We start from the raw sequence: 25379 nt of genomic DNA, 5'->3' as shown, positions 1-25379 counted from the left end.
TCAGTGTACGCATTTCTTACTTTAAATGCGTTGATACAGATACAAAAAAGCCGAGCAACTAAGGCTCGGCTTTTCATATCAGGATAACGATGTAAGATTACTCTTCGTTACCTTCCTCTGCATCATCAGCAGCTGGAGCTTCTGAAGCGTCTTGCTGCGTATTTTCGCCTGTTGACTCTAACGCTTCTGCATCTTCATCAGCAGGCAGCTCTTCATCATCAACTTCTTCAATACGTTGCAAACCAACAACTGATTCATCTTCCGCAGTACGGATAAGCGTTACACCTTGTGTGTTACGACCAACCTGGCTAACTTCACCCACACGAGTACGTACTAACGTGCCAGCGTCGGTGATCATCATCATTTCATCACCTTCAACAACCTGGATAGCACCAACTACCGGGCCATTTCGCTCAGAAACTTTGATAGAAACTACACCTTGAGTGCCACGACCTTTTGTCGGGTACTCGCTAAGTGCTGTACGTTTACCATAACCGTTTTCTGTAACCGTTAGGATGTCGCCTTCGTGCGAAGGAACAATAAGTGATACAACTTGGTCATTTTCAGCCAGTTTCATACCACGAACACCAGAGGCGGTACGACCCATAGGACGAACACCTTTAAACTTGATCTCTGGCTGACCATTCTCATCAAGAACTGGTTTACCATTTTCATCAAGTACTGGAATCTCCTCTGCTTCTTTAAAGCGAACCACTTTACCCGCTTTAGAGAACAGCATGATTTCGTTTTCGCCGTTAGTGATATCCACACCGATTAACGAATCGTCTTCACGTAGGTTCACAGCGATTAGGCCGTTTGAACGTACGTTTGCAAACTGGTTCAACGGCGTTTTCTTAACCGTACCGTCACCTGTTGCCATGAAGATGAATTTGTCTTCAGAGAATTCATCAACACGCAGAATCGCGGTAATGCGCTCACCTTCTTCGAGTGGAAGGATGTTCACAATTGGCTTACCACGCGCAGTACGGCTCGCTAGAGGCAATTGGTAAACTTTCAGGCGGTATGTTTTACCACGAGTAGAGAAACACAAGATGTTATCGTGGGTATTCGCCACTAGAAGACGCTCGATATGGTCTTCATCTTTCATCTTAGTCGCACTCTTACCTTTACCACCACGGCGCTGTGACTCGTAGTCGCTCAGTACTTGGTACTTAACGTAACCACCGTGAGATAGAGTAACCACAACGTCTTCACGTGCGATCAGCTCTTCCATGTCAATATCATGGCTCGCAGCTGTGATTTCTGTACGACGAGCGTCACCAAAGCCGTCACGAACCGCTTCAAGTTCCTCACGGATAACTTCCATCAAACGCTCAGTGCTCGCAAGGATATGCATGAGTTCAGCGATTTCTTCTAGAAGTGTTTTGTATTCGCCAAGAATCTTCTCGTGTTCTAGACCTGTTAGTTTATGTAAACGTAGATCTAGGATAGCTTGTGCTTGTTGCTCAGTCAGGAAGTACTGACCATCACGAATACCATATTCAGGCTCTAGCCATTCAGGGCGCGCAGCATCTGTACCAGCACGCTCTAGCATTGCTGAAACGTTGCCTAAATCCCAACCACGAGCGATAAGACCCGCTTTTGCTTCAGCCGGTGTAGGTGCCTTACGGATAAGCTCAATGATTTCATCAATGTTAGCAAGCGCTAGAGCTAAACCTTCAAGGATATGAGCACGTTCACGCGCTTTACGCAGTTCGAAGATAGTACGACGTGTCACAACTTCACGACGGTGATCAACGAAGCACTTCAACATATCTTTTAGGTTGAATAGCTGTGGCTGGCCATTATTTAGGGCCACCATGTTGATACCGAAAGTGGTTTGCAGCTGAGTCTGAGCGTAAAGGTTGTTTAGAACTACTTCGCCCACAGCATCGCGCTTACACTCAATAACAATGCGCATACCGTCTTTATCTGACTCGTCGCGCAGTGCACTGATGCCTTCTACTTTCTTATCTTTAACTAGCTCAGCGATCTTTTCGATCAAGCGAGCTTTGTTCACCTGGTAAGGAATTTCAGTGACGATAATGGTCTCTTTACCATTCTTCTCCACTTCGATGTCCGCTTTCGAACGCATGTAGATTTTGCCACGACCTGTTTTGTACGCGTCTACAATGCCTTTACGACCGCTGATAAGCGCCGCCGTTGGGAAATCAGGACCAGGAATGTAATCCATTAGTTCATCAATAGTGATTTCTTCATTATTGATGTATGCAAGACAGCCATCAATCACTTCGCCAAGGTTATGAGGCGGGATGTTGGTTGCCATACCTACTGCGATACCAGAAGCACCGTTAACCAATAGGTTTGGAATTTTAGTTGGAAGAACCGCTGGGATCTGCTCAGTACCGTCGTAGTTTGGTACGTAGTCTACGGTTTCTTTGTCTAGGTCAGCCAATAGTTCATGGGCAATTTTTGCCATTCGAACTTCGGTGTAACGCATTGCCGCAGCAGAGTCGCCATCGATCGAGCCAAAGTTACCTTGACCATCGACCAGCATGTAACGAAGCGAGAACGGCTGAGCCATACGTACGATTGTGTCGTACACAGCACTATCACCATGTGGGTGGTATTTACCGATTACGTCGCCGACAACACGGGCTGATTTTTTATATGGTTTGTTCCAATCGTTGCCTAGTACGTTCATCGCGAATAAAACGCGGCGGTGTACTGGTTTTAGGCCATCACGCACATCTGGAAGAGCACGACCCACGATGACTGACATCGCATAGTCTAGGTATGAACCTCTAAGCTCATCTTCAATGTTTACGGGCGTGATCTCTTTAGCTAAATCGCTCATAGAGCCATTATCCCTCTATTATCTGATCGTAATTACGATACGTGTAAGGTGCAAAAATATAACACACAATTCATCACTTCGGCATCACTTTCCCTCTCCTTTTATCAGGTTGTGAGCTTGGTTATGAATCAAATGTCGAGAATTTGCACACTCATCCCATATCTTTCTGATTAGTGGTTATATTTCGGCCAATATTGAGCAAAATCGGACCCTTTACGCGGAAAAGCGAGGTAAATTCCTTTAACCACACAACGCGAAAATGCAGGTTTTAGAGTTATTGTCACTGGCACCAGTTCAAGGATGAACCAAAAACAATAGCTAGCGCTTTACAAATTACAGGCACCTGTCTCGATTGCCGCGCCAGTGAACTCTGTCATTGTCCCTTAACTAAGCACATCGAGGTTGTTTGGGTGTAAAACGTTGGAGTATACTGGCGCCCTCTAAAGGACTCAGATTGAATGCAATAAAACCAATTATGACTAAAGCACAAAACGTCGACCCAAGTGAAATTAAGAAATTCGAGGACATGGCTTCTCGATGGTGGGATTTAGAAGGCGAGTTTAAGCCGCTTCATCAAATTAACCCACTTCGTTTGAACTATGTACTTGAAAAAGCAAATGGCTTGTTTGGCAAGCGCGCACTTGATGTCGGCTGTGGTGGTGGCATTCTTGCTGAAAGCATGGCAAAAGAAGGCGCTATTGTGACGGGGCTTGATATGGGTAAAGAACCATTAGAAGTCGCGCGACTACATGCATTAGAAACAGGTACTCAACTGACCTACATTCAGAGCACAATAGAAGACCACGCTATAGAAAACGCAGGAACTTACGATGTCGTGACTTGTATGGAGATGCTTGAACACGTTCCAGATCCTCTCTCCGTTATCCGCTCTTGTGCTGCGCTAGTCAAACCCGGTGGTCACGTGTTTTTCTCAACTTTGAACCGAAACATTAAGTCGTACTTATTTGCTATTGTCGGTGCTGAGAAGCTTCTTAAGATTGTTCCTGAAGGCACTCATGAGCACGATAAGTTTATCAAGCCAGCCGAAATGATGAAGATGATAGATCAAACTGACCTGACGGAAATGGGCATTACTGGGCTTCATTACAACCCTCTAAATGACAGCTACAAACTCGGTCGTAATGTAGATGTAAACTACATCGTTCATACTAAAAAATACTGAACGCTATTAAGTTAAAAAATGAGTTTTGTGATTGACATTTTTTAAAGAAAATGAATCGGAAGCGGTAGCACAAAGTTGCCGCTTTTTTTGTCTTTTTATGGCTAAAATTCGTGCTCTAGATTCCATTTTGACCAAGCCATTTTTCGTAGATAAAAACGGCCAAAGATCAAGGAAAATATTTTTGCATGCGGTTATTTCTAAACCGATCTCGAAACCGTACTTTTAACCATTCAAGTCTGCCCTTTTCTCATCGGTTAGTGTTCACTTACTGATTTTTTTCATTTTGTCAGTTATCCACAAGTCATCCCCGATCTGTACCTTGATAAATCAGTGTAATAGCACTATCTTGTAACCCGCAAACAAATGAACCCCTATATGTTGTGTTTAAGCGACAATATATAGATAGACTTTGATCACAAAGCCGCCGCAAGCTTTACTCATATTGCACATAAACAAACAAAAATACGGCTTTTATCAGTTTTCTTAGGGAAATAAAGCAGAATGAACCAACAACTTACCGTCACCAAGCGTGATGGCCGTAAAGAAAGTATCGATCTGGATAAAATCCACCGCGTTATCACTTGGGCTGCAGAAGGTCTAGATAATGTTTCGGTTTCTCAAGTAGAACTTCGCGCTCACATCCAGTTTTACGACGGCATCACAACGACAGATATTCACGAGACAATCATCAAGTCTGCGGCAGACCTGATCTCTGAAGAGACTCCGGATTACCAATACCTAGCTGCTCGCCTAGCGGTATTCCATCTGCGTAAAAAAGCGTATGGCCAATACGAGCCACCAACGCTTTATGATCACGTGTCTCGCCTCGTCGATATGGGTAAGTACGATCAACATATTCTAGAAGACTACACAAAAGCAGAACTCGACGAACTTGATGCGTACCTCGACCATAAACGCGACCTAAATTTCTCATACGCGGCAGTTAAGCAGCTAGAGGGTAAGTACTTCGTACAGAACCGTGTTACGGGCCAAATTTACGAAAGTGCTCAGTTCTTATACATCCTTGTAGCAGCGTGCTTATTTGCGAAATATCCAAAAGCGACACGTCTTGATTACATCAAACGTTTCTACGATGCGACATCGACATTTAAGATTTCTCTACCTACGCCAATTATGTCTGGCGTGCGTACCCCTACTCGCCAGTTCAGCTCATGTGTTCTGATCGAGTGTGGCGACAGTCTTGATTCTATTAACGCAACAGCAAGCTCAATTGTTCGTTACGTATCTCAGCGCGCTGGTATTGGTATCAACGCAGGTCGTATCCGTGCATTAGGCTCAGAGATTCGCGGTGGTGAAGCATTCCACACTGGTTGTATTCCGTTCTACAAGTACTTCCAAACAGCAGTAAAATGTTGTTCACAAGGTGGTGTACGTGGTGGCGCAGCTACTGTGTTCTACCCAATGTGGCACGGTGAAGCACGCTCACTAATGGTACTTAAGAACAACCGTGGTGTTGAAGAAAACCGTGTTCGTCACATGGACTACGGTGTTCAGTTAAATAAACTGATGTACCAACGTTTAGTTGAAGGCGGCAATATTACGCTATTCTCACCATCTGATGTACCTGGTCTGTACGACGCATTCTTCGAAAACCAAGAAGAGTTTGAGCGTCTATACGTGAAGTACGAGAACGATCCTTCAATCAAGAAAGAAACGGTTAAAGCGATTGAAATGTTCACTCTGCTAATGCAAGAGCGTGCATCAACGGGTCGTATCTACGTCCAGAACGTGGACCACTGTAATACTCACAGCCCATTTGATTCTGAAGTTGCTCCAGTTCGTCAGTCGAACCTATGTTTAGAAATCGCACTACCAACGAAACCATTAACTAACGTTGAAGATGACTCAGGCGAGATCGCACTGTGTACGCTTTCTGCATTCAACTTAGGTGCTATCAAGTCTCTAGATGATTTCGAAGAGCTATCCGATCTTGTTGTTCGTGCGTTAGATGCACTGCTTGATTACCAAGATTACCCTCTACCAGCGGCATACAAATCGACTATGAACCGTCGTACGCTAGGTGTTGGTGTGATTAACTTTGCTTACTACTTAGCGAAGAATGGCGTGAAATACTCTGACGGTAGCGCGAACGGCCTAACTCACCGTACGTTCGAAGCAATGCAGTACTACCTATTGAAAGCATCTGTAGCACTGGCGAAAGAACAAGGTAAGTGCCCTTCATTCGACGAGACGAACTACGCGAAAGGCTTACTGCCGATTGATACGTATAAGAAAGATATCGACCTAATTTGTGACGAAGCGCTGCACTACGACTGGGACAGCCTACGTAAAGAAATTATGGAGCACGGCCTACGTAACTCAACACTGACTGCGCTAATGCCTTCTGAGACTTCTTCTCAGATTTCAAACGCAACTAACGGTATTGAGCCACCACGTGGTTACGTTTCAGTAAAAGCTTCGAAAGACGGTATCCTGAAGCAAGTTGTACCAGAGTTCACAGAACTTAAAGACAGCTATGAACTGCTTTGGAATATCGGTTCGAACGACGGTTATCTACACCTTGTGGGTATTATGCAGAAGTTTGTTGACCAAGCTATCTCTGCTAATACTAACTACGACCCGTCACGTTACGAGACTGGCAAGGTTCCAATGAAGAAACTACTTCAAGACCTGCTAACAGCGTATAAGTTTGGTGTGAAAACGCTTTACTACCACAACACTCGTGATGGCGCGAAAGATGAACAGAAAGACGCTGTTCAACCACAAGATGACGATTGTGCTGGCGGCGGTTGTAAGATTTAATCTTCCCGTACCTAGCGAACCCGTAAAGACAGACTATCGATAACCTCCCCCTTACGGGGAGGTTTAAAAGGAATTGAGGCATTATGGCTTACAGTACTTTTAACCAAAAAAAGAATGACCAATTGAAGGAACCAATGTTCCTAGGTCAATCAGTAAACGTTGCACGTTACGACCAACAAAAGTTTGAGATTTTCGAAAAACTTATCGAGAAACAACTTTCTTTCTTCTGGCGTCCAGAAGAAGTAGACGTATCTAGCGACCGTATCGATTACAACAAACTGCCAGATCACGAGAAGCACATCTTCATCTCTAACTTGAAGTACCAAACGCTTCTTGACTCTATCCAAGGCCGCAGCCCTAACGTGGCACTGCTGCCGCTTGTGTCTCTGCCAGAACTAGAGACTTGGATTGAGACTTGGTCTTTCTCTGAAACGATTCACTCTCGTTCTTACACACACATTATTCGTAACATCGTGAACGACCCTGCTGTAGTGTTTGATGATATCGTTGAGAACGAGCACATTCTGAAGCGTGCAAAAGACATCGCGCACTACTACGACGATTTGATTCAAGCGACGAATGATTACCATCGCTACGGTGAAGGTGAGCATGTCCTTAACGGTGAAACGGTTAAGGTTAGTCTGTACGATCTTAAGAAGAAGCTGTACATCTGTCTGATGTCTGTTAACGCATTAGAAGCCATTCGTTTTTACGTAAGTTTCGCATGTTCTTTCGCTTTCGCAGAACGCGAACTAATGGAAGGTAACGCGAAAATCATCAAGCTGATCGCTCGTGACGAAGCACTTCACTTAAACGGCACGCAGCACATGATCAACCTGCTACGTAACGGTCAAGATGACTTCACTTTCATGCAAATCGCAGAAGAGGCAAAACAGGACTGCTTTGACCTATTCAAAGAAGCGGCTGAGCAAGAAAAAGAGTGGGCAGAGTATCTATTCAAAGATGGCTCTATGATCGGTCTAAACAAAGACATCCTAAGCCAATACGTTGAATACATCACAAATATTCGTATGCAAGCGGTAGGTCTACCAGCAGCGTATCCAGAAGCAACAACCAACCCAATTCCATGGATTAACGCTTGGTTGTCTTCAGATAACGTTCAAGTTGCGCCTCAAGAAGCAGAAATCTCTTCTTACCTTGTGGGTCAAATTGACAATGAAGTTCGCGCAGATGACTTCGAAGGATTCGAGCTGTAATGGCAACACTCAAAATCAACAAACTGATCAGCATTGAATCCAACCCTTCCAATACGATTTTGGAAACAATGGAGCAAGCTGGCCTATTACCAGAATACAACTGCCGTGATGGGCACTGCGGCGCCTGTCGCTGCAAATTGGAGTCTGGTGAAGTGGAGTATGTTGGTTTTGCCATGGCTTACACACAAAGTGATGAAATATTACCTTGTATCTGTAAAGCAAAATCAGATTTGTCACTTAGCGGCGTTAACTACGCGATGAAAGAAAAGCAGCGCGCATAACGTTGACTCGACGGTATAAAATGCAAAAGCCAAGGCAATCACCTTGGCTTTTTTGTCTCTGTGTTTTGTCTCTCAGACTACTGTATAGAGCTTTGGTTATAAAGCACTGCTCGGGAGGTGCATCTCTTTAACTTTCTCTAAAAATGCATAATGCGCAAACATCGGTTTACGTTCTAGGTAGCGACGCAACAAGTCTAGAGCTGCCGTGCTGATCACTTTAACTTGATCACTGCGCTGATACTTTTTCGAGAGTTTATATAACGCTCCCCACTCGCCTGACGGTGTCGATAAAGCGACGGAAAAAACCCCCTCTTCAATATGGCCAGTAACGAGTGATAAATCCGTCCCACACTTCTCTCGCGTAGCACCAGCCAGAGCAAACGTTTCTGCTAATGGATCTCCGCTGTTGGCCATCGCTTGAGTCAGGCTCGGTAGTATCCAACCATGCCCTAGTTGCTTTTCAGCGTTTTCATCACCGTTTAGCCAGTACGTTAAGTATCCTCCGCTACTTTTTTCGGAGGTCGACACTGTTAGTCCTTTATCGACCAACAACTGGCCGACATTTTCAACCATAGGTAAATCAATACTAACGGTATTACTCTCAAGGTGTTTATTAATTATCTGTACGAGTTTCAAACGCTGTTCAAGCTGATCTGAAGGACCAAAAAGTTTCACTTCAATAAAAGGCAAGTAAGAGCGATACCCTAGCTCATAGCCTTGAGGAAGTTTTAGCTGATCTAGCTTATCTGAAATACCGGATTCAGATAGACCAAACGTGTAGATTCGACTACAACATGAACCTTGAACATCGGGAAACACTCTTCTCAGATCGGGAAGAATTTGCGTCTCTGCCATGAGCTTAAATTCACTTGGTACACCCGGTGTGAAATAAAAAATGGCATCATTAATCAGCATTTTGAAACCGCAAGCAGTGCCTATCGGGTTGTCCAATATCTCTGCCGTTTCTGGCAGCATTGCTTGCTTTAAATTACTGTCCGGCATAGGGATGCCACGTCGAGCATACAAACTTTCTAGATGCTGCAACCACTCTTTGAATAGCACCAGTTTACAATCGGCGGCTCTCGCGGCGGCGGCAGCACTCATGTCATCCGTTGTAGGGCCTAAACCACCATTAACAATAACCACATCGTTGTTAAAGCTGAGCATTAAAAACTCTTCAACCAAACTCGATAGGCTATCGCCAACCGTTGAGCGCTTTGTTAAGCCAAATCCATGTTGATAGAACAGGCTAGACAACCATGCCGCATTAGTATCAACAATATCACCGTGGAGGACTTCCTCACCAGTACTAAGCATTGCTATTTTCACAACTGACTCCTGAACGTAAGCACAATCCTATTTTCGTTATAGCGCTTATTTTTCTTTTTATTTGGACAAATCTCGCCGAGGTTTGTTGGGACTAAATAAGGGTCAAGTGTTTAAATGATTGATGTTTTGAGGGATAATTACGAGCCCGAACATACACCATTAACTCGGAGACCTTTGTGTCAAAATCATCCATGTTCAAGACGACTCTAACAGGCCTTTGCTTGGCTTCGTCAGCGCTTGCGCAAGCAAGTCACTATGACCTAAGCCGTCATACAGAGTTTTCTTACACACCTGATTGCTTGTCAGGTTACTGCGAAACGACGACTCTGTACACCTTCGAGGCTCAAAATCGCGGTGTTATGTATGAACAGAATAATGATGATTCGCTAAACCTTGACGCAGGGCTTCAGCCTAAACATCTCATCATCCCTCAAGATAAAGACTGGGATTATCTGATGGGTCAAACCTACACCATTCTAGGCCTCAGTATCGCGACCGTAGGCATGATGACTTTTCTTCCAGAAAGTATCACCAAATGGGACGAAGAAGACCGAGACATGAGTAAGTTGGGGCAAAAGTGGAAAGATAATGTCTCTGACGGCCCCGTTTGGGATCGTGATGAACATGTCCTCAACTACATCATGCACCCATATTTTGGCGGCGTTTACTACACGGCAGCACGTCATGCTGGCTATAATGAATTTCAGTCGTTTTTGTACTCCGCAACTATGTCGACGTTCTTTTGGGAGTATGGCGTGGAGGCGTTCGCAGAAGTACCATCTTGGCAGGATATTTTTATCACACCATTCTTTGGTGCTGTTGTTGGTGAAATGATGTTAACGGCTGAGCAAGACATTATTGCAAACGGCGGCGAAGTTATGGGCTCTGAAACCGCAGGTGATGTTTCGCTCTTCTTCTTAAACCCTGTTGGACATATTCATTATTGGGTAACTGATGCATGGGGCGGTAGTGCAGAACTACAATTCAATTCATCACCTTGGTTTGGAAATCAAGATGTTGCAAAATTCGCCATGGACGCAGGCGCAAACTACGACAGTCAATTTTATGGTGTCGAGTTAAAAGTAACGTTCTAATCCTAAGTTGATACTCGGTAAAAAGCAGCCTTACGATGGCTGCTTTTTTGTGCTCTGAACATTGTTTTAATTATTTGCATCACGAATTAGTATTAAAAATTGACTTTCATCAAACATTACCTGCCCTTAGCACCTACACTAAATAAAAGGATTTATTCCAATAACTTAAGTAGCACGTTTATTCGTACTGCGTCCAAACCTTGATTCCAGGAGGGGACATTATGAACACCGTATTTATTGTTAATTTTGTCGGACAAGCGTTACCCGCCACGATTAAAGAGCTCGCTGCAATCACACACGAAAACGGCGGGAAATGGCTGATCAGCAAAGTAAACTTTATCGAAGACCAAGTTGCAGGTGTCATCAAAGTAGAGCTTCCAAGAGAAAATGCCGACATCGTTAAACAGGCGTTCTCTTCTTGTCAGACTCTTGTTGTTAGGTTCGTCGACTCTGAACCTCATTCATATCGTGAAGACACTATCTTCCAACTTCGTTTAGATGCCAACGATAGAGCGGGTATTGTGAATGAAATTACTCACGTTCTCGATAATCAAGGTATCTCAATTTTAGATATGGATTGTCAGCGTGTATTCATTGCTGGAGGCGGAGGGGTAAGCTCTAGCTTATTCAGCGCTAAAATGGCGATAAAACTACCTAGCGAGCTAGAAATTGAAGACATAGCCAATGAGTTAGAATCTCTGAGTGAAGACACTCGTGTAATTGTAGAAAGCTAACTGCATACCTTTAACGCTTCCCCAATAAAAAGAGCAGCAATTCAGCTGCTCTTTGTCGTTCTAATACTCAATACGTTTTATTTCACTGACCACTGAGACAGTGAACGTTTGAAATCAGAGTAGTCAAATTCATTCAGTTTTTGAATGTCACCATTCGAGCGTTCACAGTAGACCGACGGCATACGTAGACCGTTAAACCAGTTCAGTTTCACCATGGTGTAACCGGCACTATCTAGAATATGCAGACGCTGTCCTATCTCTAGAGGCTGTTCGAAGTTCGCCACGCAGAACTGGTCACCAGCCAAACAAGAGCACGAGCCGATCACATACTCATGTTCACCATTTTCAGATGCTTCAAGGATTGACGCTGGCTCATTGTAGATCAACGTATCTAAGCGGTGAGCTTCTGTGGCCGAATCGACAATCGCCGTCTTCTTTACGTTCTCTACAATATCAACCACTGTTACAACGAGATCAGTGGTCTTAGTAATTATCGCTTCACCCGGCTCTAAATACATTTGTACGCCGTGTTTCTCTGAGAACGCTTTAAGTGCTAACCCCAACTTCTCGATATCGTACCCCGGCCATGTGAAGAACACGCCGCCGCCCATGCTCACCCAGTCCAGCTTATCTAGGTACTCGCCAAACTGATCTGAAATAGCATCGAGTAAGCCGATAAACGCATCTACGTCTTTGTTCTCACAGTTCATGTGGAACATTACGCCATCAATACCATCAAAAATTTCCGGTTTGATGTGATCAGCCTGAACCCCAAGACGAGAGAATTGACGCGCTGGGTTTGCTAAGTCTTGCCCTGCATAGCTCACACCTGGGTTTAGGCGCAAGCCAATCGATGCTTTACCTTCGACAATATGACGATAAGCCGCTAGCTGTGACTGAGAGTTAAAGATCATCTTGTCACAGATGTCCGCCACATCGCGAACGTCATCTTCGCTGTAACCCACACTGTATGCGTGTGTCTCACCACCGAACGTTTCGTAGCCAAGCTTCACTTCAAACGGGCCAGAACTTGTTGTTCCGTCTAGGTAAGGCTTGATGATGTCGAATACACCCCATGTTGAGAAGCACTTCAGTGCTAATACAAGCTTCACACCAGAGATGTCTTTTAGCTGTTTTGCTTTCTCTAGATTCTCAATCAGCTTGTCTTCATTGATCATGAAGTATGGCGTTTTTAGTTCGTTTTGTTGCATTTTGATACCTTACGTCCCTTCGCCTTAGCAAAGACACTATAAAATCGAACAAAGCCGACGCAAGTGCATCGGCTTAAACGTACAAATAAGAGTCGCTAAATTCTTACTTCAATTTATGGATAACAGGTTGTCCTGGCTCCAGTTCTTGGACATGCCAATCTAGACCAATAGATGGCATGGCTTCTAGGAATGGGTCTGGATCTAGCTGCTCCATGTTGAACACGCCTTTGTCTGCCCATTTGCCACGGAAGAACTGCAAAGCAGCAGTGATCGCAGGTACGCCAGTGGTGTATGAGATAGCTTGGTGTTCAACATCTTCGTATGCGACTTCGTGATCAGCGTTGTTGTAAATAAATACACTGCGCTCTTTGCCATCTTTCTTACCTTGAACCCAAGTACCGATACACGTTAGGCCAGTGTAGCCTGGTGCGAGAGATGTTGGATCTGGTAGTAGTGCTTTTAGCACGTGCAAAGGTTGAACAACCGTACCGTCGTGAAGCGTTAGTGGATCTGGACTGAGTAGACCGATGTCGCGCATCACATTGAAGTAGTTTAGGTAACGGTCACCAAAGCCCATCCAGAATTCGATGCGTTTCGCCGGGATGAACTCTTGCATAGATCGAACTTCGTCGTGCGCCATTGAGTACACTTTGTGTGAACCACAATTCGGGAATTCAAACTCAAGCATACGTGAGTGACAAGGTACTTGTTTCCACTCGCCGTTTTCCCAGTAGAACGAATCGCCTTGAATCTCAAGCATGTTCGTTTCTGGATCAAAGTTAGTTGCGAACTTCTTACCGTGGTCGCCTGCGTTTACATCCATTACGTCGATAGTATCGATTTCATCGAACAGATGCTTCACTGCGTATGCGGCAAACACCGATACTACGCCCGGATCGAAACCAGCACCAAGAATACCTGTAATGCCCGCTTCTTCAAACTTCTCACGGTAACCCCACTGCCAATCGTAAGCTTGAGGTACTTGTTGGCCTTCAGAGCACAAATCAACCGCAACAGATGTATCAAGGTATGACACTTTAGCTTGGTAACATGCTTCCATAATAGACATGTTCACCCAAGGAGGACCTGCGTTGATCACTAAGTCAGGTTGTACTTCTTTAATTAAAGCAACTAAAGAATCTACGTCGTCCGCGTTTACCGCTCGCGCTTCTAATTTCTTAGTTGAATCTTTCAGATTGTTTTTCTTCTGAATCGATTCGATGATTTTCTCACACTTACCTACGGTACGTGATGCGATTGTGATATCACCCAGAACGTCGTTGTTTTGTGCTGCTTTATGTGCAACTACCCAGCCAACGCCGCCTGCACCAATCTGTAGAATTGCCATAGTTTTCCGTTACCTTTGTTAAACTAGCTCTGCCGCTAGCGTATTGATTTTTGAGAGCAAAGATTCAAAGTCCGCCGTCGTCAGACACGGGTTCAAAATCGTAAATTTCAATGCAGTTTTATCGTCGACAATGGTTTCACCCAATACCGCGATACCGCGTGTTAACGCTTCTAAGCGCAACGTTTTGTTCAGTTCATCAAGATCCGCTGATTCATGTGTCGCGCGGAACAGAACCGTAGATAGTGATGGTTCAGCCAACAACTCAAAGTGTTTGTTATCTCGAATCATGTCTGCCACTTCAAGCGTCTGTTCAAGCAAATGATCATACATATCGCCTAGGGCTTTTGGCCCTACGCTTTGCATCGTCATAAACACTTTGAGCGCATCAAAACGCTTAGTTGTCGCAATAGACTTATCCACCAAGTTCGGTAGTTCGTCGTGTTCGCGGTTCAAATAGTCTGCATGGTGAAGCAGGAATTTAAAGTTAGACTTGTCATTTACCAATAGCGCACCACAACTGATGGTTTGGTAAAACAGCTTATGGAAGTCTACGCTGATGGAATGTGCACGCTCACAACCTTTCAGACGCGCTTTTTGGCTACTTAGAATCAGAGCTCCACCGTATGCACCGTCGACATGCATCCACATGTCATGTTTCGCTGCCATATCGGCGATAAAGTCTAAGTCATCAATAGCACCGTGGTCCGTTGTGCCCGCTGTGCCAACAATGGCAAATGGGATCAAACCTTCTGCTTTGGCCTGATTGAGAACTTCGTCTAATTTAGTGACATCCATCGTTCCATCGGCATTAGCATCGACAGTCATGACCGCTTTTTCACCCAACCCCATCCAAGACGCTGATTTTTGAACCGTGAAGTGGGATTTTTTCGAACATACAATACGTAGCTTGTCTGCGTATTCAGGAAGGCCAAGCTTTTGAATTGAGTGTGCACTGAGTTTGTCAGCAATCCAGTCACGCGCTAACATCAAGCCCATTTGGTTACTTTGCGTGCCGCCGCTCGTGAAGATACCGTCCGCTTTTTCACCTAACTCATATTTATCACATAGCCAGTTCACAACTTTCTGTTCAACATAAGTCGCTGATGAAGCTTGATCCCATGAGTCCATAGACTGGTTCAAAGCCGCAATCATTGCCTCTGCCGCAATCGCTGGCATCAAAGGTGGAGTATGCAGGTGAGCAATACAATCTGGATGTTGAGTAAAAATTGCGTTTTTCGCGACCAGCTCAGCAGCATCGTCGATAACGGTTTTAAGAGGCGCATTTCCATTATCAAGATCAACGTCGTGAATCGCTGCTTCCAATGCTTTTGGATCCATACCTGAATACGGTGCAGTCACTTGTTCAAACACTGACTTCATTGCCGTAGTAGTGTGATTCATCACCGAAGCAAATTCATTGCTGCCCATCTCTCCAGTGTGGATGAAATGCTTCTTCCATTCATCTTGTGGCTGAGTTTCGATGTGACTACCGCCAGCGGCTAAAATCGCGTCTTCAAATACACGTAAAGCAAAGTCGATTTGCTCAAACGAGATGATAAGAGGAGGAAGGAAACGAATTACTGCGCCTTCGCGTCCACCTTTTTCAACGATCAAGCCACGCTCGAGTGCTGCGCGTTGAATAGAAAGTGTGAGTTCACTATCCGCTTGAGGTTCACCAAATTTATTGAGCTCACCGTCTGGATTTTTAATCTCCACGCCTAGCATCAAACCTTTGCCACGAACCTCTGCGATACAGTTTACACGCTTTTGAATACTCTCAAGGCCGTAACGCAGGTACTGACCCGCAATATTGGCATGCTCAACAAGGCTATCACGCTGGATAATTTCTAATGCTTTCGCACCAGAGACCATAGCTAGCTGGTTACCACGAAATGTACCTGTGTGCTCGCCCGGCTTCCATGTATCATGTTGCTTGTTGATAACCAATAGCGACATTGGTAAGCCACCACCAATTGCTTTTGATAAACACAGAATATCTGGAACAATGCCCGACTCTTCGAACGCGAAATTGTAGCCAGTTTTACCAATACCACACTGGATCTCATCGAAGATCAGTAAGATACCGTGTTCATCACAAATACGACGTAACTCTCGTAGCCAGAATGCTGGCGCAGGAACAACACCACCCTCACCTTGCACTGGCTCCACGATAATCGCGGCAGGCTTCATAATGCCTGACTCATCATCGTTTAAAAGACGATCGATATAGCGAATACTTGCTTTCGCACCTTCATCACCGCCAAGCCCAAAAGGACAACGCAGGTTGTATGGGAAAGGCATAAAGTGCACATCCGACATCAAACCGGTTCGACGAGCTTTCGTGCCTAAGTTACCCATCATCCCCATCGTACCATTAGTCATACCATGGTATGCGCCACGGAAGGCAAACATAGTGTTGCGACCGGTAGTCTGTTTCGCGAGCTTGATAGCAGCTTCAACCGCATCAGCTCCAGACGGGCCACAAAATTGGATAACGCTGTTCTCGCTTAACTCTTGAGGAAGAAAAGACTTAACAGATTGAATAAACGTCGTTTTTGCTGATGTTGCAATATCTAGCGTCTGATATGGCAGTCCTGAATCTAATTGCTCTTTCAGAGCTTGGTTTATTTCAGGATGGTTATACCCCAAAGCTAGAGTGCCTGCCCCAGCAAGGCAGTCTAGAAAGATCTGTCCACGCGTATCTTCAACCAAGCACCCAAAGGCTTGTTTAATTGCGATCGGCAAACGACGTGGATAAGAACGTACTTCAGATTCATGCTCAGCCTGATCAATCAATACTTGATCTGGCGTTAAGTCATACGTTCCCTCAACGATAGGAACCTGAGACGAAAAAATGTTTGCGATATTGCTATCGACTTCAAAGGCAGTGCTCATACTACATAATCCCTTGAATTATAATAATTCTGTATCCTGTATTAATAATCATTAGAATGAAATTACAGGAGGTGTGAATACCCCTCCGCATTTGTCAGTGCATAAATGACAAATACAGATCATCCGCCACGATACTCGCGACTTTATATGTAAAAGGGATTAATCAAGGTTCTGTAATGCACCCGTTTTGTAAAACAGGACATTTCGGCAGTATGAAGCTGATTAGTGTGTGTTTATTCAAAGGTTTCAATGTTGGGTTTCCCATTAATATGCCGCGTTTACAGCATTAGTATCCCGTCTATCGACAAAAGGCTTTGCCGATACCTACCCTACGCAGTGTCACAATCAGCTTGAATGGTCACTACGCGTATCCCCCAGAGATCAAACGTTGTTAATTACGCTCCGAGATTGCGCGCGAATTTATCACAAAATAAAATCTTCTGGCAACGATTTTTCATATTAGTAACAGTGATGTAAATCACAACAAAACATACCCCATTGCAACTCACATGTTCATATTCATGAGCTATGCTTTTCTGCTTCTCTCAAATAGCTGTTATTTAAACAAATATTCTTGAGATATCATCACCTCATCTAAACAGAGGTTTAAGGTTGTGCTGCTTAATCGTAAAACATTCCTTTCTATATCCGGAACATTTAAAAAGATAGCATTCTCGTCACAGCTTTGCCTGGAGTAAGAGTGGTTATTCACCACAAGTGATGGTTTAAACATAGACTGGTAGGAATAGCTAAGATGTTTTGCAATGGCAGAATTAACAATCACTTGAGTCAATGAGACAAAGGGTTCGCTACTTAACGAAGTCTGTGACAGAAAAGAAGTTTGAGATTTTCAAAAAAATACGAAAAAGGCCTAACATTTTCATGTTAGGCCTTAAATCTGGAGCGACACACGAGGTTCGAACTCGTGACCTCAACCTTGGCAAGGTTGCGCTCTACCAACTGAGCTAGTGTCGCATTTAATATTAGATGGTGCCCCGGGCCGGACTTGAACCGGCACAACGCGTACGTCGAGGGATTTTAAATCCCTTGTGTCTACCAATTCCACCACCAGGGCACACAAATATTCTTTGTGATGCCTTTACAGAAAAGTAAAACACCATCTGATATCGCCAATGCCATATCAATAAAATTTGGAGCGACACACGAGGTTCGAACTCGTGACCTCAACCTTGGCAAGGTTGCGCTCTACCAACTGAGCTAGTGTCGCATTTTTCTCGAAAGCCATTCGCTCTCAAAAGAATAATGGAGGCGCCTCCCGGAGTCGAACCGAGGTCCACGGATTTGCAATCCGCTGCATAGCCACTCTGCCAAGGCGCCTCATTTGTGAATAAAGCTAAGCTTTTTCACCACCCTTTCGAGCCGTGCTCTCTTGGGTACGGGATGCATTCTACGGATTCGAGCGATCGAGTCAACACTATTTTTATTTTTTTAAATCGTTTGACTAGAATTTGTGCGAAAGACGATGGATTGCTTAGTTTTAATACTAAAAATCGCTTAAATACACTTGTTTATCATAAAACTTTGGCTACGCCTTACACTGCTGGCCGTGCGTTGCGTGCATTGAAGTATTAATAATCAGAAGACTCGCCTCTCTAAGACTCTCCAAGGACAAAAACAAGATTTAGATCACAAATAGAACTCTATCGAAGCAAAAGCTCCAGATACAAATTGCAAACATGGCCGTTAGCAAGCATTGGAAAGCGAGAGAAGCCAAAAAATGCTGTAGATTGTCTTAGATACAAAAAAGCAGGCTACTAAGCCTGCTTTCTAACATCAGAATTTAATGGTGCTCTTCATTCAACAGATCGTCTTTCGCAGCAGCTAAATATTGAATCATTGACCAATATGTCAAGAAAGTTGCCACATACAAGGCCGCAAAGCCTAGCCAAACCATCCATTCATCGTAACGCCATATCAACACCCATAAGGCGAACATTTGCGAAACAGTTTTTACTTTGCCAACCCAAGATACCGCAACACTTGCTCGCTTACCGATTTCAGCCATCCATTCTCGCAATGCTGAGATAATGATTTCTCGCGCAATCATCGTTACTGCAGGAATGGTCACCCAAATTGAATGATAATGTTCCGTGATTAGAATCAATGCCGTTGCCACTAGTACTTTATCAGCAACAGGATCAATAAACGCGCCAAAACGAGAAGTTTGGCCAAGTTTACGGGCCAACATGCCGTCAAGCCAGTCAGTAAAGCCCGCTACCCAAAACACCATTGCTGCTGCAAACGGTGCCCATGGATAAGGTAGATAAAAGACAACCACAAAAACAGGGATTAGGAACAGTCTAAGAAGAGACAGAATGTTCGGGATATTCAAACGCATTTTATTATTCTCTTACACATTGCGGCTTAATGTTGCGCGATTTTCCTTATTGTTTCAATGCTTGGAAAATAATTTCTGCTAAAGAGTGACTTATTCCCGGTACTTTGGCGATTTCTTCGACACTTGCACGTTTAAGTTCTTGTAACCCACCCATGTACTTGAGTAACGCCTGACGTCGTTTAGGGCCGATTCCCTCAATCCCTTCGAGTGCACTCGTACGTCTGGTTTTACCTCGCTTAGCACGGTGCCCCGCTATAGCATGGTTATGGCTTTCATCACGAATATGTTGAATAAGATGCAGCGCAGGAGCATCGCTTGGTAAATGAAACTCGTCCCCATCGACTGTAATCAGCGTTTCTAAACCTGGTTTGCGAGTAACGCCTTTTGCAATACCAATCATGATAGGACGCTTTGGCCAATCCCCCCAGTACTGCGAAATGATGTCATGCGCACGATTTAACTGACCTTTACCGCCATCGATAAAGATGATGTCGGGAATTTTCTCTACGTCCAATTGCTTCGAATAACGGCGCTCCAACGCTTGTCCCATTGCTGCGTAATCATCACCACCGGTAATCCCAGTAATGTTGTAGCGACGATACTCTTGCTTTACGGGGCCTTCGTTGTTGAACACAACACATGACGCAATCGTGCTTTCCCCCATCGTATGAGAGATATCAAAACATTCCATTCGAGCTATAGACTCCAAATTCAATGTTTCGCGAAGCGCATGAAAACGTTGATTAATCGTCATTTTGTGATTGATTTTGGTGGTAATCGCCGTTAGTGCATTCGTGTTCGAAAGCTTGAGATACCTTGCTCGAGAGCCAGTTGGCGACGTATGAAAATGAACCTTACGGCCTGCCACTTCACTTAACGCTTTCTGTATTGGCGCAATATCTTCTGCCAACTCTTGATTCAAAATAATACGAGAAGGAATTGTACGTGCTTCGTTATGGCTCAAATAGTATTGAGTCAGAAAACTATCGAACACTTCCTGCTGGCTTGTATTTTGTGGGATTTTCGGAAAATGGCTACGGCTACCAAGCACTTTGCCTTGGCGTATCATCAGGATATGGATACACGCGATACCATTCTCCTGAGCAAACCCGAGTACATCCATATCATCCATGCTGTCTTCTGAGACGTACTGCTGCTCTTGAACACGCCTAATCGCTTGGATTTGATCGCGAAATTTAGCGGCATCTTCAAAGCGCAATTGCTGACTGGCAACTTCCATTTTCTCAATCAACTGTTTGAGTACTTGCTGATCTTTGCCTTGCAAAAACATGCGCACAAAGCCAACCAACTCTGCATATTCTTCATCAGAAATGATGGTATTAACGCATGGTCCTGCACAGCGACCAATTTGGTACATCAAACATGGGCGCGTTCGGTTGGAATAGACAGTGTCTTCACACTGGCGCACAGGAAATATCTTTTGCAGCAAATGCAATGTTTCTCTTACTGCACCAGAATCTGGGTAGGGGCCAAAATATTCACCTTTGCGCTTCTTGGCGCCACGGTGGATAGAAAGCCGTGGGTGCTTATGACCGCTAATAAAGATATAAGGGTAAGACTTATCATCTCGCAGCAACACATTGTATTTCGGTAAATACTGCTTGATGTAGTTATGCTCTAAGATCAGCGCTTCTGTCTCAGTATGAGTCACCGTGACGTCTATTTTGGCGATATTACTGACAAGCGCGCGAGTTTTCTCACTGTCTACTTTTTTTCGAAAGTAGCTTGAAAGGCGCTTTTTAAGGTCTTTGGCTTTACCTACGTAGATTACAACAGCTTCGGCGTTGTACATTCTGTAAACGCCGGGCTGATGAGTTACTGTCTTGAGAAAGGAAGCCGAATCGAAAGGAGGATTCACGCTAAAGGGTCTCGGTGTCCAGCATTCCGTGGCGAATCGCTAAGTGAGTTAACTCAACGTCACCATTAATGTCCAATTTACTAAAGAGTCGGTAGCGATAGCTGTTGACTGTCTTTGGACTTAAATTAAGTTGCTCAGAAATATCCGTTACCTTTTGGCCTTTGGTGATCATAAGCATGATCTGCAATTCACGTTCGGATAAGTCTTTAAAAGGGTTCTCAGAGGCTGGAGAAAATTGACTCAATGCCATCTGCTGCGCAATCTCTGGCGAGATGTAACGCTGCCCACTATTAACTACACGAATCGCATTCACCATTTCGTCAGGGCCAGCACCTTTGGTTAAATAACCAGACGCACCTGCCTGCATCACCTTGGTTGGAAACGGGTTTTCTGTATGAACGGTAAGTACGATGATTTTCACATCAGGATTCACGCGAAGAATTTTTTTAGTGGCTTCCAAGCCGCCAATTCCTGGCATGTTCATGTCCATTAAAACGACGTCAGCATGATTACTGCGACACCATTTTACTGCATCTTCACCGCTGTCAGCTTCTCCTGCTACGTTCATTCCACGGACGTCTTCAATAATACGTCGTATCCCTGTGCGAACCAGCTCGTGATCATCTACAAGGAAAACATTTATCAAACTTGTATCTCCACACTTTGTATTGGTTCTGCACCCACATAACCATTATTTGTTAAATATTTGTTAAATGTGGATATCAGTATGACTGCCTATATACTAACGTAATCGACAAAAAATTGCTTTCTATGAATATGTGCTGAAACGCAAACTTTAGCAAGAACTTATTCATAAACCACTCTATTATTTTAGAGCGTGATGAGCAGAACCGAAATCTAAGAAAAGACAATTAACAACATTAAGTACAATAAATCAAGTAACTAGGTTTCATATTGCCCAGAGAAACACGCTATAACTTAAAATGACACTGTCCCTCTTGCACCAAAGACTAACTTGTAATCACTAATTCCAGCAAAAATTTGAGACGCTTTCTTTACTGGTTATTTTTACAGTTCTTAGTGTTAAACTAACGTTCTTCAAGTTTTCTAAGGTTTCTCACATTTGAATATTCAACAAGGCTTCCTGCTAACTCGACATGCACGAGACATCAAAGGTCAAACTCAAATCGAGCTGTGGCTTTCGACAGAAGCAGGCCCTACTCAGTTACTTATTAATGGTGAGAAGCCAGTATTTTTCATCGCTCAGAAACACTCAGAGCAAGCAAAGACACTCGCACGAGAAAAAAACATATTCGTCGACATCCGCCTTTTGGATCTCAAAACGTTTGAACATACGCCTCTTGCTGCCTGCTATACCAATGTAACCAGAGACACTCTCGCACTCAAAGACACATTCGCTCAAAAAGATATCACTACGTATGAAAGTGATATTCGCCTCGCCGATCGCTACCTAATGGAACGTTTTATCAAAGGCAGTATCGAGTTTACAGGCAATGTGACTCGCACCAATGGCTACCAACACGTCCAGAGCGCAAAATGCCGTGCGGGGCAATATGAGCCGAAGTTAAACGTTGTCTCGTTAGATCTAGAATGCTCTGAGAAAGGCATTCTTTACTCAATCGGATTAGACAGCGTCATGGATTCCCGCGTTATAATGATCGGAGAACCAGAACCTTCGGAGACACCGATACAATGGGTTAAGGATGAAAAAGCGCTTCTAGAAGCACTCATCGTTTGGTTTAAACAATTCGACCCCGATGTCATTGTCGGTTGGAACGTCATTGATTTTGACTTTCGTCTGCTACACAAACGAGCAGAATGGCACAACATGAAGCTAATGCTTGGTAGAGCAGACCAAGCCAGCTTTTTCAGAAGTTCATCTCAAAGCCAACAAGGGTTTATTTCCATTCCAGGGCGAGTTGTAATGGACGGTATCGATACGTTAAAAACGGCGACTTATCACTTTCGGTCTTGGTCATTAGAGTCTGTATCTCAAGAACTCTTAGGGGAAGGGAAAGAAATCCACAACGTTCATGACCGCATGGATGAGATCAATCGTATGTACCGCTCCGACAAACCATCGCTGGCTAAATATAATTTACAAGACTGCGTGTTAGTGAATAAGATTTTCAATCACACTCACCTGCTAGACTTTGCAATAGAGCGCTCTCGTCTCACTGGTGTCGAACTGGATCGTGTCGGCGGTTCGGTTGCAGCATTCACAAACCTATACATGCCTCAGATACACCGAGCAGGCTACGTTGCTCCGAACCTACACCCTGAAAATTGGATTGCCAGCCCCGGAGGTTACGTGATGGACTCCATCCCTAACCTATATGATTCTGTTTTAGTATTGGATTTTAAGAGTCTATATCCATCGATTATTCGCTCTTTCTTGATTGATCCTATGGGTTTAGTTGAGGGGTTATTGCTCGATATTGGAAAAGAAGAAAATCAGGCTGTACCTGGCTTTCGCGGTGGGCAGTTCCATCGTACGAAACACTTTTTACCAGAAATGATTGAAAAGCTTTGGGCAGCACGTGATGTTGCAAAGAAGAACAATGAAAAAGCTTTTTCTCAGGCAATCAAAATCATCATGAACTCCTTTTATGGCGTACTGGGCTCATCGGGATGTCGTTTCTTTGATACTCGGTTAGCTTCTAGTATTACCATGCGCGGACATGAAATCATGAAGCAAACTAAGGTGCTGATTGAGGAGCAAGGATATCAAGTGATTTACGGCGATACGGATTCCACATTCGTGTCGTTGAATCGACCATACAGTCAAGTAGAAGCTGACGCTGTTGGAAATCAATTAGTTGATTACATCAACTCTTGGTGGCAAAAACACCTGCGTTCTGAGTACAACCTAACATCTATGTTGGAAATCGAGTATGAAACCCATTATCGCAGATTCCTTATGCCAACGATTCGTGGCGCGGAAACTGGCTCGAAAAAGCGCTATGCGGGTTTAATCGGTGAAGGAGAGCAAGAACGGATTGTATTTAAAGGGTTAGAAAGTGCCCGTACTGACTGGACCTCGTTAGCACAGAAATTTCAAAATACACTCTATAGCATGATTTTCCATGGTGAAGATCCAAGCGACTATGTCCGAGAGATGGTTGAGAAAACTAACAACGGTGAATTTGATGAACAGTTGGTGTATCAAAAGCGACTGCGAAGAAAACTGCATGAGTATCAGAAGAACGTCCCGCCACAAGTGCGTGCAGCTCGTTTAGCCGATGAGATAAATGCCAAGCTTGGCCGCCCATTACAGTATCAAAACAAAGGGCGAATTGAATACATTATTACCGTGAACGGCCCTGAACCTTATGAGTACCTCAATAGCCCGATTGATTATCAACATTACATTGATAAACAACTCAAACCCGTTGCGGATGCGATTCTCCCTTTCATTGGGACGGACTTTGACAGGCTTTCAGCGCCACAAATGGGGTTGTTTTAGCCGATACGAAACTCTGTTTTCTGGTACTGTTTGACTAACCAATCACCAAACGCATCAATTAGCCCGATAACAGAACGCTTGGGAATACCCCGGCCAGAAAGTAAAATTTCTAGCCGCTCGATCTCAAGCTGCTTTTCAGGATGATAAGTTAAGAATACCTTGCCACATTGTATAGGGTCATCAAACCAACGTTTATCTCGATACATCACCAAAGAGTATGACGCTCTTAGTAACTTTTTTGCAATCACGCGCTGGGCGGCCACCTGCTCTTCTATCGTCTTCGCTTGTACGATTTTTTTGCGATACACCGTAATCCAATCTTCCACATCCATATTCCAGTGCTTAGCAATTTCCCAACTTGGGACGTAATCACCGAAGCAGTCTGCTAGATCATCACCATAAACACAGACACAGCAATGCTTAAGCATAAAGCCCCAAGTAAAAATACTATCTAAATTAGCCACTTCGCTCACTAAGGCTGTACGGACCGATACACCATTAACGTGAGGGTAACTCTGCTGCGCACGCCACTTAATTGTGTTGAGCAAAGTCGCGCGATTGTGCTCAAAGGATGATTGAGTAACGACAACCAAGTCTAAGTTCGACTTCCCAACGATCGCTGTTTTGCGAGCAACACTACCGTATACATAAACGCTGTGTAAGTTTTGCCCCAGTCCACCTTTGAGACAAGCGGTGACTTCCCTAATTAAAGGCGCAAACTCTGGTTGAAATGGTTGTTTAGGATCGATAACAGGCAGAGACATGACTTAAAACGTGTTCTCAGATGGTTCAAGAAGTT

16 protein-coding genes and 4 tRNA genes are annotated in these 25379 nt (G+C 44.2%); 7 read left to right on the top strand and 13 right to left on the bottom strand.

Annotated elements, in window-relative coordinates; translation table 11 throughout:
• Positions 1–97: 97 nt before the first annotated feature.
• Positions 98–2818, bottom strand: a complete 2721-nt coding sequence (gene gyrA / locus R7E78_RS11200; RefSeq protein ID WP_005376821.1) for a DNA topoisomerase (ATP-hydrolyzing) subunit A — start codon at positions 2816–2818, stop codon at positions 98–100.
• Between the two features lie 475 nt (positions 2819–3293).
• On the opposite strand from gyrA, the gene ubiG reads away from it, so the two are divergent.
• From ubiG to yfaE, 4 genes are all read left to right on the top strand, one after another.
• Positions 3294–4001: a bifunctional 2-polyprenyl-6-hydroxyphenol methylase/3-demethylubiquinol 3-O-methyltransferase UbiG gene (gene ubiG, locus R7E78_RS11195; protein ID WP_005376820.1), complete on the top strand. Its 708-nt coding sequence runs from the start codon at positions 3294–3296 to the stop codon at positions 3999–4001.
• A 501-nt stretch (positions 4002–4502) separates the two neighbouring features.
• Positions 4503–6785 carry a class 1a ribonucleoside-diphosphate reductase subunit alpha gene (nrdA, locus tag R7E78_RS11190; protein ID WP_262640458.1) on the top strand — a complete coding sequence of 761 codons (2283 nt, stop codon included), beginning with the start codon at positions 4503–4505 and terminating at the stop codon, positions 6783–6785.
• Between the two features lie 83 nt (positions 6786–6868).
• Positions 6869–8002: a class Ia ribonucleoside-diphosphate reductase subunit beta gene (nrdB, locus tag R7E78_RS11185; protein WP_005376818.1), complete on the top strand. Its 1134-nt coding sequence runs from the start codon at positions 6869–6871 to the stop codon at positions 8000–8002.
• Positions 8002–8283 carry a class I ribonucleotide reductase maintenance protein YfaE gene (gene yfaE / locus R7E78_RS11180; RefSeq protein ID WP_005376817.1) on the top strand — a complete coding sequence of 94 codons (282 nt, stop codon included), beginning with the start codon at positions 8002–8004 and terminating at the stop codon, positions 8281–8283. Before nrdB ends, yfaE begins: the two co-directional genes overlap by 1 nt.
• A gap of 96 nt (positions 8284–8379) precedes the next feature.
• Here yfaE and R7E78_RS11175 read toward each other — a convergent pair whose 3' ends face one another.
• A complete protein-coding gene (locus tag R7E78_RS11175; RefSeq protein WP_005376816.1) occupies positions 8380–9612 on the bottom strand; it encodes a CinA family nicotinamide mononucleotide deamidase-related protein in 1233 nt (410 codons plus the stop codon).
• Positions 9613–9803: 191 nt separating this feature from the next.
• Here R7E78_RS11175 and R7E78_RS11170 point away from each other — a divergent pair, with 191 nt between their 5' ends.
• On the top strand, positions 9804–10706 hold the full coding sequence (locus R7E78_RS11170; protein ID WP_033905662.1) for a DUF3943 domain-containing protein: 903 nt from the start codon (positions 9804–9806) through the stop codon (positions 10704–10706).
• A gap of 221 nt (positions 10707–10927) precedes the next feature.
• Positions 10928–11440, top strand: a complete 513-nt coding sequence (locus R7E78_RS11165; protein WP_213870258.1) for a glycine cleavage system protein R — start codon at positions 10928–10930, stop codon at positions 11438–11440.
• 77 nt (positions 11441–11517) lie between these two features.
• Here the strand turns inward: R7E78_RS11165 and nspC are convergent, their stop codons facing one another.
• The 10 genes from nspC to uvrY form a co-directional block, all read right to left on the bottom strand.
• Positions 11518–12651 (bottom strand): carboxynorspermidine decarboxylase, encoded by a 1134-nt coding sequence (gene nspC, locus R7E78_RS11160; RefSeq protein WP_025767273.1) that lies wholly within the window; start codon positions 12649–12651, stop codon positions 11518–11520.
• A 103-nt stretch (positions 12652–12754) separates the two neighbouring features.
• A complete protein-coding gene (locus tag R7E78_RS11155) occupies positions 12755–13999 on the bottom strand; it encodes a carboxynorspermidine synthase (RefSeq protein ID WP_262640459.1) in 1245 nt (414 codons plus the stop codon).
• An 18-nt stretch (positions 14000–14017) separates the two neighbouring features.
• Positions 14018–16894: a pyridoxal phosphate-dependent class III aminotransferase gene (locus R7E78_RS11150; protein ID WP_262640460.1), complete on the bottom strand. Its 2877-nt coding sequence runs from the start codon at positions 16892–16894 to the stop codon at positions 14018–14020.
• 899 nt (positions 16895–17793) lie between these two features.
• Positions 17794–17869 (bottom strand) — tRNA-Gly (locus R7E78_RS11145).
• 13 nt (positions 17870–17882) lie between these two features.
• Positions 17883–17969 (bottom strand) — tRNA-Leu (locus tag R7E78_RS11140).
• A gap of 77 nt (positions 17970–18046) precedes the next feature.
• Positions 18047–18122, bottom strand: a tRNA-Gly gene (locus tag R7E78_RS11135).
• Between the two features lie 36 nt (positions 18123–18158).
• Positions 18159–18232: transfer RNA gene (locus R7E78_RS11130), tRNA-Cys, on the bottom strand.
• Between the two features lie 463 nt (positions 18233–18695).
• Entirely contained in the window at positions 18696–19253 is a 558-nt protein-coding gene (gene pgsA / locus R7E78_RS11125; RefSeq protein WP_213892482.1) for a CDP-diacylglycerol--glycerol-3-phosphate 3-phosphatidyltransferase, read from the bottom strand.
• 46 nt (positions 19254–19299) lie between these two features.
• Positions 19300–21132, bottom strand: a complete 1833-nt coding sequence (gene uvrC, locus R7E78_RS11120; RefSeq protein WP_017820475.1) for an excinuclease ABC subunit UvrC — start codon at positions 21130–21132, stop codon at positions 19300–19302.
• Between the two features lies 1 nt (position 21133).
• Positions 21134–21778, bottom strand: a complete 645-nt coding sequence (gene uvrY / locus R7E78_RS11115; protein WP_005386783.1) for a UvrY/SirA/GacA family response regulator transcription factor — start codon at positions 21776–21778, stop codon at positions 21134–21136.
• Positions 21779–22216: 438 nt separating this feature from the next.
• Between uvrY and R7E78_RS11110 the strand changes: the two genes are divergently transcribed.
• On the top strand, positions 22217–24580 hold the full coding sequence (locus R7E78_RS11110; protein WP_205390931.1) for a DNA polymerase II: 2364 nt from the start codon (positions 22217–22219) through the stop codon (positions 24578–24580).
• Here the strand turns inward: R7E78_RS11110 and R7E78_RS11105 are convergent.
• Positions 24577–25344, bottom strand: coding sequence for an elongation factor P (locus tag R7E78_RS11105; protein WP_017635724.1), 768 nt, complete (start codon positions 25342–25344; stop codon positions 24577–24579). The genes R7E78_RS11110 and R7E78_RS11105 overlap by 4 nt on opposite strands.
• Between the last annotated feature and the right edge of the window lie 35 nt (positions 25345–25379).

The organism is Vibrio sp. YT-19(2023) (assembly GCF_033337395.1).
The sequence above is the reverse complement of the archived record's forward strand: the minus strand, read 5'-3'. Positions and strand labels throughout refer to the sequence as shown.